The sequence below is a fragment of the Stenotrophomonas sp. CASM101 genome (genome assembly GCF_049384845.1).
In the GTDB taxonomy this organism is placed as follows: domain Bacteria; phylum Pseudomonadota; class Gammaproteobacteria; order Xanthomonadales; family Xanthomonadaceae; genus Stenotrophomonas; species Stenotrophomonas hibiscicola.
Genome location: NZ_JBMRFR010000031.1, coordinates 1 through 13,700, shown reverse-complemented (window position 1 = coordinate 13,700; position 13,700 = coordinate 1). Strand labels below are relative to the sequence as shown.

Below are 13,700 nucleotides of genomic sequence, written 5' to 3'. Positions count from 1 at the left end.
GCTGGCCGGCAACCTCAACCCTGCATGGTTGCCGGCCAGCGGCCGGCACTACCATTCCTTCACCGAAGGCGTGCGGACCAACGGTCCGCACCCACCGGGTCGGTCAGTAGATCCACGCCATGCGTGGATGAGGGCGCGTCAGATTCAGCGCGCCAATCCATCCAGCAGCGGCACGCGCTGCGCAATGGCATCACCCACCTGCAGCTCGGCGTCGCCAGCCTCCAGTGGCAGCACCGCCAGCGCCAGCTCGCCGGCCACGCTGGCGATTGTGCCCAGCGTCGCGCCGTCCTGCTGCACGCCATCGCCGGCCTGTGCGGGTGCCGCGGTATGCAGCAGCTGCACCGCGCGCTTGGCCTTGCCGAGGAAATGGGTGCGGGCGACGATTTCCTGGCCGGGGTAGCAGCCCTTCTTCACGCTGTAGCCATTCAGGCGGTCCAGGCCCAGCTGCTGCGGGGTCCACACTTCGCGCTGGCTCTCTTCCAGCCGTGGCAGGCCGTAGCGCAGGTCGGCCTGGCGCCAGGCCAGGGCAAAAGCAGTCTCATCGGCTTCAGAACTGGCGGCGAACGCTTCGGCGCTGCCGATGCGCAGGGTGCGCGGCAGTGCATCGCTGCCCAGGTCCAGCTCCCAACCCTCATCTGCGGCCTGCGCAATCGCCGCGCCGCTGGCGGCCTCGGGCGCGGTGAAGGCGCCGGCCGCTGCCAGATCGCTGCGTCCCTGCACCTTCACCTTGCGACGGAACACGAAGCGCTGCAGTTGCGACGCAATCGCATCGGCATCGCCGTCGGCCAGCACCAGCATCACGTGATCGTCGGCCAGCCGGAGCAGCTGGAACACCGCCAGAGTGCGGCCCTTGGCACTCAGCCAGGCACTCCACTGCCAGTGCAACAGGGGCAGGGCGGTGACATCGCTGCTGAACTGGGCGTGGGCGAAGGCGGCCGCATCCGGGCCCTGCAGGCTCAGCAGCTGGTGGCCGGGCAGGCGCGGATATCCGACGAAAGCAGGGGGCAGGTTGTCAGGCACGTGAACGAGGTCTAAAATTTGTGCGTTGCGAGACCGAACATGATAGGCCAAACAACCCCCACTCCCGACGACGAAACTGAAGCCCCGCTGGTCCCTGCGGCACCCGTGCCCGTGGAGCAGGAAAAGGCAGAAGAATTCGGCGGCCGCGGCGGACTTGATCCGGTGCGGTATGGCGATTGGGAGAAAAACGGACGCTGCATCGATTTCTGATCAGCATTGAGCCAACGCGGCCGCGTGCCGCCCAGCCGAGACAACGAGCCCAGCGAATGGCGACCAGACAACGCCCACTTTCCCCGCACCTTCAGGTGTATCGCTGGCAGATTCAGATGGCCACCTCGATCCTGCATCGAGCCACCGGCATCTTTCTGTCTGTTGGTGCCCTCATCATCGCTGCCGGCCTGCTGGCCCTGATGATGGGGCCCGAGTCCTGGAACTGCTTCACCGGCCATGCCGGGGCCTGGTATGGCCGCGTGTTCCTGTTCGCGTGGACATGGTCGTTCGCCTATCACCTGTGCAATGGCATCCGCCACGTGGTGCAGGACTTTGCCATCGGCTTCAGCATCCCGGCCTTCATCCGCAGCAGCTGGCTGTCGGTCATCGGCAGCCTGGTGATCACCCTGCTGGTGTGGGCCTATGTGATGTTCGGAGGTGCCGCGTGAGCAAGTTCCGTACCCCGTTGAAGAACGTGCGCGGCCTGGGCTCGGCCAAGACCGGCACCGAGCACTTCGTGCACCAGCGCCTGACCGCCGCCGCACTGGTGGTGCTGGGCATCTGGTTCCTGGTCTTCGTGCTGGGCCTGCTCGGCTCGGACTACGCGACCGCCGCCGCCGCCGTGGCCAAGCCGTGGAACGCGGTGCCGCTGATCGGCCTGCTGATCGCCATGTTCTGGCACGCGCAGCTCGGCATGCAGGTCGTGCTGGAAGACTACATCCACGAATCGCTGCTGGCCCTGGTGCTGCAGACCGCGGTGAAGTTCGTCGCCGTGCTCGGCATGATCGTCAGTGTGTTTGCGGTGGGCCGCATCGCCCTCGGCGTTGCCTGAGCCCAGGCACCTACACAGGAATCCAGATTAGATGTCCGCTTACAAGATCACCGAACACAAGTACGACATGGTCGTGGTCGGCGCCGGCGGTGCCGGCCTGCGCGCCACGTTCGGCCTGGCCGCCAAGGGCCTGCAGACCGTGTGCCTGACCAAGGTCTTCCCGACCCGTTCGCACACCGTTGCCGCCCAGGGCGGTATTTCGGCCGCACTCGGCAACATGGGCGAGGACGACTGGCGCTACCACTTCTTCGACACCATCAAGGGGTCGGACTGGCTGGGTGACCAGGACGCCATCGAGTACATGTGCCGTGAGGCCATCCCGGCCATCATCGAACTTGAACACTACGGCGTGCCGTTCTCGCGCACCGCCGAAGGCAAGATCTACCAGCGTCCGTTCGGTGGCATGACCACCAAGTACGGCGAAGGCCCGGCGGCGCAGCGTACCTGCGCGGCGGCCGACCGTACCGGCCACGCGATGCTGCACACCCTGTACCAGCAGTCGCTGAAGCACGATGCGCGCTTCATGATCGAGTACTTCGCGCTCGACCTGATCTTCGACGACGAAGGCGCCTGCCGCGGCGTGCTGGCCCTGGACATGTCCGATGGCACGCTGCACCTGTTCCGCGCCCAGGGCGTGGTGCTGGCCACCGGCGGCTACGGCCGTGCCTACTTCAGCGCCACCTCGGCGCACACCTGCACCGGCGACGGTGGCGGCCTGGCCATGCGTGCCGGCATCGCCATGCAGGACATGGAGTTCGTGCAGTTCCACCCGACCGGCATCTACGGCGCCGGCTGCCTGATCACCGAGGGTGTCCGCGGTGAAGGCGGCATCCTGCGCAACAGCAGCGGCGAGCGCTTCATGGAGCGCTATGCACCGCACTACAAGGATCTGGCCTCGCGCGACGTGGTCAGCCGTTCGATGACCATCGAGATCCGCGAAGGCCGCGGCGTCGGCGAGCACAAGGACCACATCCTGCTCGACCTGACCCACCTCGGCCCGGGCGTGATCGACGAGAAGCTGCCGGGCATCGCCGAGAGCGCCCGCATCTTCGCCGGCGTCGACGTGCACAAGCAGCCGATCCCGGTCATTCCGACCGTGCACTACAACATGGGCGGCATCCCGACCAACTACCACGGTGAAGTGGTGCAGAAGGTCGGCGACAACGACAACGCCGTGGTGCCGGGGCTGTACGCCATCGGCGAAGCGGCCTGCGTGTCCGTGCACGGCGCCAACCGCCTGGGCTCGAACTCGCTGCTCGACCTGGTGGTGTTCGGCCGTGCGGTGGCCAACCGCTGCGCCGAGACCATCAAGCCGGGCGCCGCGCACAAGCCGCTGCCGGCCGATGCCTGCGACAAGGCGCTGGGCCTGCTGGACAAGCTGCGCCACGCCAACGGCGATACCCCGACCTCGGTCATCCGCGACCGCATGCAGCGCACCATGCAGGCCGACGCGGCGGTCTTCCGCACCAGCCAGACGCTGAAGGAAGGCTGCGAGAAGATGGACAAGATCTTCGACTCGTTCCAGGACGTGAAGGTCTCCGACCGCTCGCTGGTCTGGAACTCGGACCTGATCGAGACCTATGAGCTGAACAACCTGCTGCTCAACGCGGTGGCGACGATCAACTCGGCCGAACAGCGCAAGGAAAGCCGTGGTGCGCATGCGCACGAGGACTATCCGGACCGCGACGACGTCAACTGGCAGAAGCACACCCTGGTCAGCGTCGACGAGAAGGGCAAGTGCAGCTTCGACTACCGTCCGGTGCACATGTACACGTTGACCGACGACGTGTCCGTGGTGCCACCGAAGCCGCGCGTGTACTGATCCGACCCCGCCTACCATGCAATCCGCGCCCACGGGCGCGGGCCGCCTGAGCCAACGAGAGCAGCCATGGCCGAGTTTTCACTCCCCAAGAATTCCAAGATCACGAAGGGCAAGCACTTCCCCGTCAAGAACGGCGGCAAGAATGTGCGCACCTTCAAGATCTACCGCTGGAGTCCGGACGACGACAGCAACCCGCGCACCGATACCTATGAGGTCGATCTGGATGCCTGTGGCCCGATGGTCCTGGACGCCCTGATCAAGATCAAGAACGAGATCGACCCGACCCTGACCTTCCGCCGCTCGTGCCGCGAAGGCATCTGTGGTTCGTGCGCGATGAACATCGACGGCACCAACACCCTGGCCTGCACCCGAGCCATCTCGGACTGCGGCAAGAAGGAAGTGCCGATCTACCCGTTGCCGCACATGAACGTGGTCAAGGATCTGGTTCCGGACCTGACCCACTTCTACGCGCAGTACGCCTCGATCAAGCCGTGGATCCGCACCCAGACCCCGGCACCGCCGGACCGCGAGCGCCTGCAGTCGCCGGAAGACCGCAAGAAGCTGGACGGCCTGTACGAGTGCATCCTGTGCGCCTGCTGCTCGACCAGCTGCCCGAGCTACTGGTGGAACGGCGAGCGTTACCTGGGCCCGGCAATCCTGCTGCAGGCCTACCGCTGGATCATCGACTCGCGCGATGAGGACACCGGTGCGCGCCTGGACGATCTGGAAGATCCGTTCAAGCTGTACCGCTGCCACACCATCATGAACTGCGCCCGCACCTGCCCGAAGGGCCTGAACCCGGCGCTGGCCATCGCCGAGATCAAGAAGCTGATGATGGAACGCCGCGCCTGATCAGGCCTGGCTGTACCCGGTAGAGCCACGCCATGCGTGGCTGCACCACCTCAGTAGAGCCACGCCATGCGTGGCTTTGCTGTATCTGGAGAAGCACGATGGAAGAAGACGTTCTGCTGAAGAAGCTGCGCTGGCGCTGCCGCCGCGGCATGCGTGAGCTGGATCAGCTGTTCGAGCGCTATCTCGACCACGAATGGCGCACTGCGCCGACCGAAGAGCGCGAGGTTTTCCTGTTCCTGCTCGACTGCGAGGACGATAAGTTGTGGCGCTGGTTCATGGGTTATGAGGCCTGCCCGCATGCGCACGCAATCCCCCTCATGCAGAAGATCCTCGCCCTCAAGCCTTGAGTGGCGCCCTTCGAGGCTGCAGGCCGCCGCTCAGTTGGCGGTGCTGCTGGCCGCACCCTGGCTGTTGCGCGCCTCGGATCTGCCTGCGCGGCTGCTGATGCCCGCGCTGCTGCTGGCCTGGGGCGTCGGCTTGGCCGAACTGGCCTGGCGCCAGCGCAGGCCACGCGTACAGGTGCTTCTTGCGCCGCTTCCCGAACCACTGCAGGTGGCCGGGCAGGACGTTGATACGCCACGGCTGGTGGTGCGTGGCCCATGGCTGTTGTTGCTGTGGTGTGAGGATCGGCGCCGCCGGCGCCTGCTGTTCTGGCCCGATGTGCTCGATTCCGGGCAGCGACGTGAACTGCGACTGGCCGTGGCCGCACGCGGCGTTTCCCGTCGGCCCCGGTCAATGGCACCATAAGCTGAATTGACTGGCGTGCCTGCATGTTCAAACCCATTCCCGTGGCGATCGGCCTGCGCTACCTGCGTGCCAAGCGCCGCAACGGCTTCATCTCCTTCATCTCGATGGCATCGATCCTGGGCATCGCGCTCGGCGTTACGGTGCTGATCACCACCTTGGCCGTCATGAGCGGTTTCCAGAAGGAAATCCGCAGTCGTCTGCTGCAGATGACCGCGCACACCACCATCAGCCGCGACGGCGAACCGATGCCGGACTGGATGCGGGTGGTCGACGTGGCCAGGAAGGATCCGCGTGTGGCCGGCGCCGCACCGTACATCGAGATCCAGTCGATGATCAGCGGCCCGCGCGTGCAGGGCGCGATCATCCAAGGCATCGATCCGGCGCTGGAGCCGAACGTCTCGGTGATCGACAAGAAGATCACCAAGGGCAGCTATGACAGCCTCAAGCCGGGCAGCTTCAACCTGCTGCTGGGCAAGGAGCTGGCGATCTGGCTGGGCGTGGACGTTGGTGACCAGGTGCTGGTGACCTTTGCCGAAGTGCAGGGCACGCCGGCCGGCGCGGTGCCGCGGATGAAACGCTTCACCGTCAGTGGCCTCTTCGAGGCCGGCTACAACGAGGTCGATCGCGGCGTCGGCTTCGCCAACATGCAGGACCTGGAGCGCGTGCTGCGCAGCGACGGTGCCACCGGCGTGCGCCTGAAACTGCACGACATGGACCGCTCGCTGGAGGTGGGCGTGGATCTTGCGCAGAACCTCGGTGGCGCCTACCGCGTAAGCGACTGGACCCAGCAGAATGCCAACCTCTACCACTCACTGCGCATGGAAAAGGTGGTGATGGGCATCCTGCTGTCGCTGATCATCGCCATGGGTGCGTTCAACCTGGTGTCTTCGCAGGTGATGCTGGTGACCGACAAGCAGGCCGACATCGCCATCCTGCGCACCCTCGGCCTGACCCCGGGTGGCGTGATGCAGGTGTTCATGGTGCAGGGTTCGCTGATCGGCATCTTCGGTACGCTGGCTGGCCTGATCGGCGGCATCACCCTGACCCTCAACCTGGAACGCATCCTCGGCGCCATCGAGAGCGTGTTCAACGTCAAGCTGCTGCCGGAGGATGTGTACTACATCACCGGCCTGCCGACCGACATGCAGACGGGCGACGTGGTGGCGATCACCGTGGTCGCGCTGCTGATGAGCTTCCTGGCCACCCTGTATCCCGCCTGGCGGGCAGCACGCACCCAGCCGGCGGAGGCCCTGCGTTATGAATAAGGTCTTCAACCGCGGCGACGAAGTGATCCGTGCCGAAGCACTGGGCAAGACCTACGCTGAAGGGCGCATGCAGACCCCGGTGTTCGATGGGCTGGACCTGACCGTGACCGCTGGCGAAACGGTGGCGATCATCGGTGCCTCCGGCGCCGGCAAGAGCACGCTGTTGCACCTGCTGGGTGGCCTGGACATTCCCACTGCCGGTGAGGTCTATGTGACCGGCCAGCGCATGTCGGCGCTGTCGGACACCGCGCGCGGCCTGCTGCGCAACCAGGCGCTGGGCTTCGTCTACCAGTTCCATCACCTGCTGCCGGAGTTCACCGCGCTGGAAAACGTGATGATGCCGGTGCTGCTGGCTGGCACCGCGGTGGCCGAAGCGAGCGGCCGCGCCACCATGCTGCTGGAAGCGGTCGGCCTCGGCCATCGCCTGGACCACAAGCCGGGCGAGCTGTCCGGCGGCGAGCGGCAGCGTGCTGCGGTGGCGCGGGCACTGGTCAATCACCCAGCCTGCGTGCTGGGCGACGAGCCTACCGGCAACCTGGATGACCGCACGGCGGCAACGGTGTTCGAGCTGATGCTTGAACTCAACCGCGCGCGCCATACCAGCCTGGTGCTGGTGACCCATGACCGCAGCCTGGCGCGTCGCCTGGACCGGGTGCTGGAACTGCGGGAAGGGCGCCTGCACGCACTGGCCCACGCCGACGTCTGAGGCGCTGGGCCCGCTTTGGTGGAAGCCGACCTGGGTCGGCTGCTCCTGCAGGGCAAGCGCCAAGCAAGGTTGGCGTCTACCGTGGTCCGGCCAGTAGCCGCCGACCGGCGGCTGAATGGGCTGCCGGTCGTCGCGCCAGCGTTGCGAGCCCGGGCGCATGATGGCGACAGTTCCCCGAGGAGATCGCCATGAAGACCCCGATCCTGCTGGCCGGCCTCTGCCTCGCCTTGGTCGCCTGCGCGACCACCGGCCGGCTCAGCAGCGCCGAGAAGCTTGACCTTTACCGCGCCCACGCCGGTGCGCCGCAGAGCGACATGCAGTTCTTCGGCACCCTCAATGGCTGGACCGAACTGGGCGACAGCGCACTGGCGGTCTGGACGCGCCCGAGCGAGGCCTACCTGCTGGAGCTGAGAGGCCCCTGCCAGGACCTGCCGTATGCCACCGCCATCGGCCTGACCAGCCAGATGAATCGTGTTTCGGCGCGCTTCGACAAGGTGCTGGTGCGCGACCCTACCGGTGGCCCGCGCATGCCGTGCTTCATCGACAGCATCCGCAAGCTGGATGTGAAGGCGCTGCGCGCGTCCGAGCAGGAGCTGCGCCAGGCGCAGGTGCAGGAGCGCGAGGAATCCGGGAAATAAACGGGTAGCGCCGGGCCATGCCCGGCGGATGCCTGGACGCCGGGCATGGCCCGGCGCTACCGGCAGGTCAGGCTTCCGGAACGAAGCCAGCCGGCTTCTCTGCGTCCTTCTCGAACAGGAACTTGACCAGTTCGCCTTCAAGAAACGCACGATGCTCCGGGGTGCGCGGCGACAGCCGGTTCTCGTTGATCAGCATGGTCTGGTGCGCCAGCCATGCGGCCCAGGCCTGCTTGCCGATGTTGTTGAAGATGCGCTGGCCCAGCTCGCCGGGGTAGGGCACGAAGTCCAGGCCCTCGGCATCGCGTTGTTCGTACTGGCAGAAGACGGTTCGGGGCATGGCACTCACTCGTGGTTGCGGGATTTCTTGGAAGTTCGTTTTGGCGTCCTGATCGTGGCGCCGTCGAGCAGTTTGCGGATCGGCGCTGGCAGGCCCAATGCGGGTAGCTCGTCGTTGGCGACCCAGCGCAGCGTGGGTTCTTCCACGCGCAGGCCGCGCACCTTCCGTGACAATATCTGCAGGTGCAGCCTGTAGTGGCTGAAGGTGTGCTGCAGCACCGGCAGTTCCTCTGCATCTTCCAGCGAGCCGTCGACATGTGCGTCGAACCAGTCCTGCAGGTCGCTGCCGGCCTCCGCCTGCGGCAGCGTCCACAGCTGCGCCCAGATGCCGGTGTCCGGCCGCTTCTGCAGCAGCACGCGCTGCTGGGCGTCACGCAGCAGCAGAGCCACGGCTTCGCGCTCCGGCAGGGTCTTGCTGGGCTTGGGCGTGGGCAGTTCAGCGGTGCGGCCTTCGCGGCGTGCCACGCACGTGTCCTGCAGCGGGCAGATGACGCAGGCGGGCTTGGCCCGGCTGCATACGGACGCGCCCAGGTCCATTTGTGCCTGGGTGTAATCGGCCATGCGACCGGCCGGCACCTTCGCCACGTGTGCCTCGGCGATCGCCCATAGCTGCTTTTCGATGACTGGCAGGCCGGGGAAGCCGTCGATGCCGTGATAGCGGCTGAGCACGCGCTTGACGTTGCCGTCAAGGATCGCGAACGGGTCGTTCCAGGCCTGGCTGAGGATCGCGCCAGCGGTGCTGCGGCCAATGCCGGGCAGGGCATGCAATGCATCGAAATCGCGCGGCAGGTCGCCGCCGTGCAGTTCCACGCAGCGCTTTGCAGCGGCATGCAGGTTACGCGCACGGGCGTAGTAGCCAAGCCCTGCCCATTGCGCCATCACCGCGTCATTGCTGGCGGCGGCGAGGTCGGGCAGGGTCGGGAAGTGCTGCAGGAACCGCAGGAAGTACGGGATGACCGTGGTCACCTGGGTCTGCTGCAGCATGATCTCCGACAACCAGACTCTGTAGGGGCTGCGCGGGTGCTGCCAGGGCAGGTCGTGGCGGCCGTGGTCGTCGAACCAGTGCAGCAGGCGAGCGATGAAGTCGTCTTGCTGGGGGTTGTCGGCGCTGGCGTGCGGCTGGCGGGGCATGGGTGTTCCGGGGAAGGCAGCCACCCGTAGGGTGGCTCTACTGCATTGCGGTTGCGGTGCAGTAGAGCCACGCCATGCGTGGCTGCACGGTGTATCAGGCGCCCAGCGCTTCGGGCAGCAGGGCGTCGACGAAGGCTTCCGGGTCGAACACGCGCAGGTCTTCCGGGCGCTCGCCGATGCCGGCAAAGCGGATCGGAATGCCGAACTCGCGGGCCAGTGCGAACACCACGCCGCCCTTGGCAGTGCCGTCCAGCTTGGTCACCACCAGGCCGGTCACGTTCACCGCAGCATTGAACTGGCGCAGCTGCGACAGCGCGTTCTGGCCGGTGGTGCCATCGATCACCATCAGCACTTCGTGCGGGGCGGTGGGATCGATCTTGCCGAGCACGCGGCGGATCTTGCCCAGCTCGTTCATCAGGCCGGACTGGGTGTGCAGGCGGCCGGCGGTATCGGCGATCAGCACCGAGGTGCCACGGGCCTTGCCGGCCTGCAGCGCGTCGAACGCCACCGACGCGGCATCGGCGTTCTGCCCCTGCGCGACCACGGCCACGCCGTTGCGCTCGCCCCAGGCCTGCAGCTGCGCCACGGCAGCGGCACGGAAGGTATCGCCGGCGGCCAGCATCAGGCTGTGGCCATCATCCTTGAAGCGCTTGGCCAGCTTGCCGATGGTGGTGGTCTTGCCGACACCATTGACGCCGACGGTGAGCACCACGAAGGGCTTGGCGTTGCGGTCGATCACCAGCGGCTTGGCGACCGGTTGCAGGATCGCGATCAGCTCGGCGCGCAGCGCGGCCAGCAGCGCATTGGCATCAGCGAACTCGCGCGACTTCATGCGCTTGCGCAGGCCCTCGACCAGATCGGTAGTGGCACCCACGCCGACGTCGGCAGTGATCAGTGCGGTTTCCAGTTCGTCCAGCAGGTCGTCGTCGAGCTTGGGATTGCGCGAGAACAGGCCACCGAAGCTGCGCGCGATGACACTGTTGCGCAGGCGCTCGCGCCAGCCGGGCTTGCCGGCCGGGGCTGGCGGGGCATCCACCAGAGCTGGCAGGTCGGCGGCCGGGGCGGTTGGTTCCTCGACCGGCATGACCGGAGCCAGAGGGGCCAGCACGGCGGCCGCAGCCAGCACTTCGGCCTGGACGTCCTCCGGCGCGGTGACCGGCTGCGCAGCCGGTACGGCAGGCCATTCGGCGACGGGCGCCGGTTCCGGTACAGGTGCCGGTGCCGGTGCTGCGGCTTCGACTACCGGGATCGTGGCGGCGTCTTCGGCCGGGGCGGCTGACGGGAACGCCGCCGCCAGCTCTTCAGCCGAGTAGTGCTGGGTCTTGGGTGCCTCCGTGGCGGGGGCATCCTGGGGCTTCTTGCGGCGGAAAAAACTGAGCATTGGCAAAAGGCGCTGAAATCAGGGGGATATGCTACCACTCGGGCCTGTCGGGCTGATGTGGACTCAAGGTCGCGGCCCGCCGGCCGTTAACCGGTCCGAAGGGCTGCGCAGCGCGGCCCGGAGACCGCCATGAACGACGTGATGGGAATCGCTCTCGGCGGGATGCGCGCGGCCCACCAGGGCGTGCAGGTGGCCGCGCACAACGTGGCCAACCTGGCGACTCCTGATGCCCGACGCCTGCAACTGCTGCGCAGTGAGGCGGAGCAGGGCGGGGTGCAGGCCGCGATGACCCCTGCCGACGCCGATGCTGGCGCGCCATTGGGGGACCTGCTGGCGGCGAAAGCCGAGGTGGTGGCCTTCGCCGCCAATGCCACGGTGATACGGCGCCAGGACCAGATGCTGGGTTCGCTGCTGGATCGGGAGGTCTGAGCCGCCCGGCTTTGGTGGGTGTCAACCTGGGTTGACACGCTCGCCCCCTGAGTAGGTGCCAACCTTGGTTGGCACGCTTTTGGGGCGCCAACCAAGGTTGGCCTCTGCTGCAGTGCCAACCAACGTTGGCACCAACCAGAGCATCGCCGGGCCATGCCCGGCGACCACCGCCTCGATCAGGCCGACAACTCCAGCAGCAGCTTGTTCAGGCGCGCCACATAGGCGCCGGGGTCCTTCAGGCTGTCACCGGCGGCCAGTGCGGCCTGGTCGAACAGTACCCGGCCGAGATCATCGAAGCGTGCGCCGTCGGCTTCTGCATCCAGCTTGGCGATCAGCGGATGGCCCGGATTGATCTCCAGCACCGGCTTGCTGTCCGGCACCTTCTGCCCGCTGGCTTCGAGGATCTGGCGCATCTGCAGGCCCAGGTCCTGCTCGCCGATGGCCAGCACCGCCGGCGAATCGGTCAGGCGGTGCGAGACGCGCACGTCGGCCACGTCATCGCCCAGTACCGTCTTCAGGCGCTCGACCAGGCCCTGCTTGTCCTTGGCCGCCGCTTCCTGTTCCTGCTTGTCCGCTTCGGTTTCCAGCGCGCCCAGGTCGAGGTCGCCGCGGGCGATGTCGACGAAGCCCTTGCCGTCGAAATCGGTCAGGTAGCCCATCAGCCACTCGTCGATGCGGTCGGTCAGCAGCAGCACTTCCACGCCCTTCTTGCGGAACACTTCCAGGTGCGGGCTGTTGCGCACCTGGCTGTAGCTCTCGCCGGTGAGGTAGTAGATCTTGTCCTGGCCTTCGCTCATGCGGCCGAGGTAATCGGCCAGCGACACAGTCTGTGCATCGCCGTCGCCACGAGTGGAGGCGAAGCGCAGCAGCCCGGCCACCTTCTCACGGTTGTTGTAGTCCTCGGCCGGGCCTTCCTTCAGCACCTGGCCGAATTCCTTCCAGAACGTGGCGTACTGCTCCGGCTTGTCGGTGGCCAGCTTTTCCAGCATGTCCAGCGAACGCTTGGTCAGCGCGGCCTTCATCGAATCGATGACCGGGCCGGACTGCAGGATCTCGCGCGAGACGTTCAGCGAAAGGTCGTTGGAATCGACCACGCCCTTGATGAAGCGCAGGTACAGCGGCAGGAACTGCTCGGCCTGGTCCATCACGAACACGCGCTGCACATACAGCTTCAGGCCCTTGGGCGCATCACGGTGATACAGGTCGAACGGCGCACGGCCAGGCACGTACAGCAGCGAGGTGTACTCCAGCTTGCCTTCGACCTTGTTGTGGCTCCACGCCAGCGGATCGCTGTGATCGTGTGCAACGTGCTTGTAGAACTCGGTGTACTCGGCGTCGCTGATCTCGGTGCGCGGACGGGTCCACAGCGCGCTGGCACGGTTGACGGTTTCCCATTCGGCCGCGGCGCCTTCTTCGCCACCTTCCTTCGGCATCTGGATCGGCAGGCCGATATGGTCCGAGTACTTCTTGAGGATGCTGCGCAGGCGCCAGCCATCGGCGAAGCCGTGCTCGCCGTCCTTGAGGTGCAGCACGATGCGGGTACCGCGCTCGGCCTTGTCGACCGTGGCCACTTGGAAATCGCCTTCGCCGCGCGAGGTCCAGCGCACGCCTTCGCCTGCGGCCAGGCCGGCGCGGCGCGAGGTCACTTCCACTTCGTCGGCAACGATGAAGGCGCTGTAGAAGCCGACGCCGAACTGGCCGATCAGCTGCGAATCCTTCTTCTGGTCGCCGGACAGCTGGCGCAGGAAGTCGCCGGTGCCGGACTTGGCAATCGTGCCCAGGTGGGCGATGGCTTCGGCGCGGCTCATGCCAATGCCGTTGTCGTCGATGGTGATGGTGTGGGCGGAGGGATCGAAGCTGACGCGCACGCGCAGTTCGCTGTCGCCTTCCAGCAGCGCCGGCTGGGTCAGGGCCTCGAAGCGCAGCTTGTCGGCGGCGTCGGCGGCGTTGGAGACCAGCTCGCGGAGGAAGATTTCCTTGTTGGAGTACAGCGAGTGGATCATCAGCTGCAGCAGCTGCTTGACTTCGGTCTGGAAGCCAAGGGTTTCGGTCTGGGTCGTCTCGGTCATCGGTAAGGCTCCATGTGCAATGCCGCGCCAGCGCGTGCGGCCTCGCCAAGGGGTAGGGGTGATTGTCCCGAAATCAAGGGGTTGGTTGGCCGGGCTGCGCCCGGCACCTGCAGAGGCCGAAGCAACAGCAACAGCAACAGCAACAGCAACAGCGGGCTATCCGTGGGATGGCGGGGCGGTGTGGGTTGGCAGGACACGCCGTAAACCCATCCTTGGGGGCTCGATGGCGCCATCCATGGCGCCAACGGTCCTGCCAACCCAC

The 13,700-nt window shown here is 66.5% G+C and carries 16 protein-coding genes; 11 read left to right on the top strand and 5 right to left on the bottom strand.

The window, feature by feature from the left end; genetic code table 11:
- Positions 1-144: 144 nt before the first annotated feature.
- Positions 145-1,020, bottom strand: a complete 876-nt coding sequence (locus VG543_RS21055; protein WP_021202021.1) for a YgfZ/GcvT domain-containing protein — start codon at positions 1,018-1,020, stop codon at positions 145-147.
- Positions 1,021-1,059: 39 nt separating this feature from the next.
- On the opposite strand from VG543_RS21055, the gene VG543_RS21050 reads away from it, so the two are divergent.
- The 10 genes from VG543_RS21050 (at position 1,060) to VG543_RS21005 (ending at position 8,092) form a co-directional block, all read left to right on the top strand.
- A complete protein-coding gene (locus VG543_RS21050) occupies positions 1,060-1,230 on the top strand; it encodes a DUF1674 domain-containing protein (protein ID WP_074901279.1) in 171 nt (56 codons plus the stop codon).
- A 56-nt stretch (positions 1,231-1,286) separates the two neighbouring features.
- Positions 1,287-1,679, top strand: coding sequence for a succinate dehydrogenase, cytochrome b556 subunit (gene sdhC, locus VG543_RS21045; RefSeq protein ID WP_005416132.1), 393 nt, complete (start codon positions 1,287-1,289; stop codon positions 1,677-1,679).
- Positions 1,676-2,062, top strand: a complete 387-nt coding sequence (gene sdhD, locus VG543_RS21040; RefSeq protein WP_005409077.1) for a succinate dehydrogenase, hydrophobic membrane anchor protein — start codon at positions 1,676-1,678, stop codon at positions 2,060-2,062. The genes sdhC and sdhD overlap by 4 nt, the downstream gene beginning before the upstream one ends.
- A gap of 31 nt (positions 2,063-2,093) precedes the next feature.
- Complete coding sequence (gene sdhA / locus VG543_RS21035; RefSeq protein WP_014036803.1) at positions 2,094-3,884, top strand: succinate dehydrogenase flavoprotein subunit; 1,791 nt, start codon at positions 2,094-2,096, stop codon at positions 3,882-3,884.
- A 66-nt stretch (positions 3,885-3,950) separates the two neighbouring features.
- Positions 3,951-4,736 (top strand): succinate dehydrogenase iron-sulfur subunit, encoded by a 786-nt coding sequence (locus VG543_RS21030; RefSeq protein WP_005409079.1) that lies wholly within the window; start codon positions 3,951-3,953, stop codon positions 4,734-4,736.
- Positions 4,737-4,834: 98 nt separating this feature from the next.
- Positions 4,835-5,083 carry a succinate dehydrogenase assembly factor 2 gene (locus tag VG543_RS21025; protein WP_111178464.1) on the top strand — a complete coding sequence of 83 codons (249 nt, stop codon included), beginning with the start codon at positions 4,835-4,837 and terminating at the stop codon, positions 5,081-5,083.
- A complete protein-coding gene (locus tag VG543_RS21020) occupies positions 5,034-5,483 on the top strand; it encodes a hypothetical protein (RefSeq protein ID WP_171952188.1) in 450 nt (149 codons plus the stop codon). The genes VG543_RS21025 and VG543_RS21020 overlap by 50 nt, the downstream gene beginning before the upstream one ends.
- Before the next feature lie 23 nt (positions 5,484-5,506).
- Entirely contained in the window at positions 5,507-6,748 is a 1,242-nt protein-coding gene (locus VG543_RS21015) for a lipoprotein-releasing ABC transporter permease subunit (RefSeq protein ID WP_019661203.1), read from the top strand.
- A complete protein-coding gene (gene lolD, locus VG543_RS21010) occupies positions 6,741-7,454 on the top strand; it encodes a lipoprotein-releasing ABC transporter ATP-binding protein LolD (protein WP_423178940.1) in 714 nt (237 codons plus the stop codon). Before VG543_RS21015 ends, lolD begins: the two co-directional genes overlap by 8 nt.
- A gap of 188 nt (positions 7,455-7,642) precedes the next feature.
- Positions 7,643-8,092 (top strand): DUF6491 family protein, encoded by a 450-nt coding sequence (locus tag VG543_RS21005; RefSeq protein ID WP_021202024.1) that lies wholly within the window; start codon positions 7,643-7,645, stop codon positions 8,090-8,092.
- 67 nt (positions 8,093-8,159) lie between these two features.
- Here VG543_RS21005 and VG543_RS21000 read toward each other — a convergent pair whose 3' ends face one another.
- The 3 genes from VG543_RS21000 to ftsY form a co-directional block, all read right to left on the bottom strand.
- Positions 8,160-8,429, bottom strand: a complete 270-nt coding sequence (locus VG543_RS21000; protein ID WP_019661206.1) for an oxidative damage protection protein — start codon at positions 8,427-8,429, stop codon at positions 8,160-8,162.
- 5 nt (positions 8,430-8,434) lie between these two features.
- On the bottom strand, positions 8,435-9,559 hold the full coding sequence (mutY, locus tag VG543_RS20995) for an A/G-specific adenine glycosylase (protein ID WP_019661207.1): 1,125 nt from the start codon (positions 9,557-9,559) through the stop codon (positions 8,435-8,437).
- A 94-nt stretch (positions 9,560-9,653) separates the two neighbouring features.
- Complete coding sequence (gene ftsY / locus VG543_RS20990; RefSeq protein ID WP_423178941.1) at positions 9,654-10,940, bottom strand: signal recognition particle-docking protein FtsY; 1,287 nt, start codon at positions 10,938-10,940, stop codon at positions 9,654-9,656.
- Between the two features lie 129 nt (positions 10,941-11,069).
- On the opposite strand from ftsY, the gene VG543_RS20985 reads away from it, so the two are divergent.
- Entirely contained in the window at positions 11,070-11,369 is a 300-nt protein-coding gene (locus VG543_RS20985; protein ID WP_021203986.1) for a hypothetical protein, read from the top strand.
- Between the two features lie 176 nt (positions 11,370-11,545).
- On the opposite strand, the gene htpG is transcribed toward VG543_RS20985, so the two are convergent.
- Positions 11,546-13,438 carry a molecular chaperone HtpG gene (gene htpG / locus VG543_RS20980; protein ID WP_329846970.1) on the bottom strand — a complete coding sequence of 631 codons (1,893 nt, stop codon included), beginning with the start codon at positions 13,436-13,438 and terminating at the stop codon, positions 11,546-11,548.
- Positions 13,439-13,700: the final 262 nt, after the last annotated feature.

What these genes read in the sequence shown, in the direction of transcription:
- htpG (WP_329846970.1), bottom strand. Translation starts at nt 13,438, where the DNA reads ATGACCGAGACGACCCAGACCGAAACCCTTGGCTTCCAGACCGAAGTC.
- VG543_RS21030 (WP_005409079.1), top strand. Translation starts at nt 3,951, where the DNA reads ATGGCCGAGTTTTCACTCCCCAAGAATTCCAAGATCACGAAGGGCAAG.
- VG543_RS21015 (WP_019661203.1), top strand. Translation starts at nt 5,507, where the DNA reads ATGTTCAAACCCATTCCCGTGGCGATCGGCCTGCGCTACCTGCGTGCC.
- VG543_RS21020 (WP_171952188.1), top strand. Translation starts at nt 5,034, where the DNA reads ATGCGCACGCAATCCCCCTCATGCAGAAGATCCTCGCCCTCAAGCCTT.
- ftsY (WP_423178941.1), bottom strand. Translation starts at nt 10,940, where the DNA reads ATGCTCAGTTTTTTCCGCCGCAAGAAGCCCCAGGATGCCCCCGCCACG.
- sdhC (WP_005416132.1), top strand. Translation starts at nt 1,287, where the DNA reads ATGGCGACCAGACAACGCCCACTTTCCCCGCACCTTCAGGTGTATCGC.
- sdhA (WP_014036803.1), top strand. Translation starts at nt 2,094, where the DNA reads ATGTCCGCTTACAAGATCACCGAACACAAGTACGACATGGTCGTGGTC.
- VG543_RS20985 (WP_021203986.1), top strand. Translation starts at nt 11,070, where the DNA reads ATGAACGACGTGATGGGAATCGCTCTCGGCGGGATGCGCGCGGCCCAC.
- mutY (WP_019661207.1), bottom strand. Translation starts at nt 9,559, where the DNA reads ATGCCCCGCCAGCCGCACGCCAGCGCCGACAACCCCCAGCAAGACGAC.
- VG543_RS21025 (WP_111178464.1), top strand. Translation starts at nt 4,835, where the DNA reads ATGGAAGAAGACGTTCTGCTGAAGAAGCTGCGCTGGCGCTGCCGCCGC.
- VG543_RS21005 (WP_021202024.1), top strand. Translation starts at nt 7,643, where the DNA reads ATGAAGACCCCGATCCTGCTGGCCGGCCTCTGCCTCGCCTTGGTCGCC.
- VG543_RS21050 (WP_074901279.1), top strand. Translation starts at nt 1,060, where the DNA reads ATGATAGGCCAAACAACCCCCACTCCCGACGACGAAACTGAAGCCCCG.
- lolD (WP_423178940.1), top strand. Translation starts at nt 6,741, where the DNA reads ATGAATAAGGTCTTCAACCGCGGCGACGAAGTGATCCGTGCCGAAGCA.
- VG543_RS21000 (WP_019661206.1), bottom strand. Translation starts at nt 8,429, where the DNA reads ATGCCCCGAACCGTCTTCTGCCAGTACGAACAACGCGATGCCGAGGGC.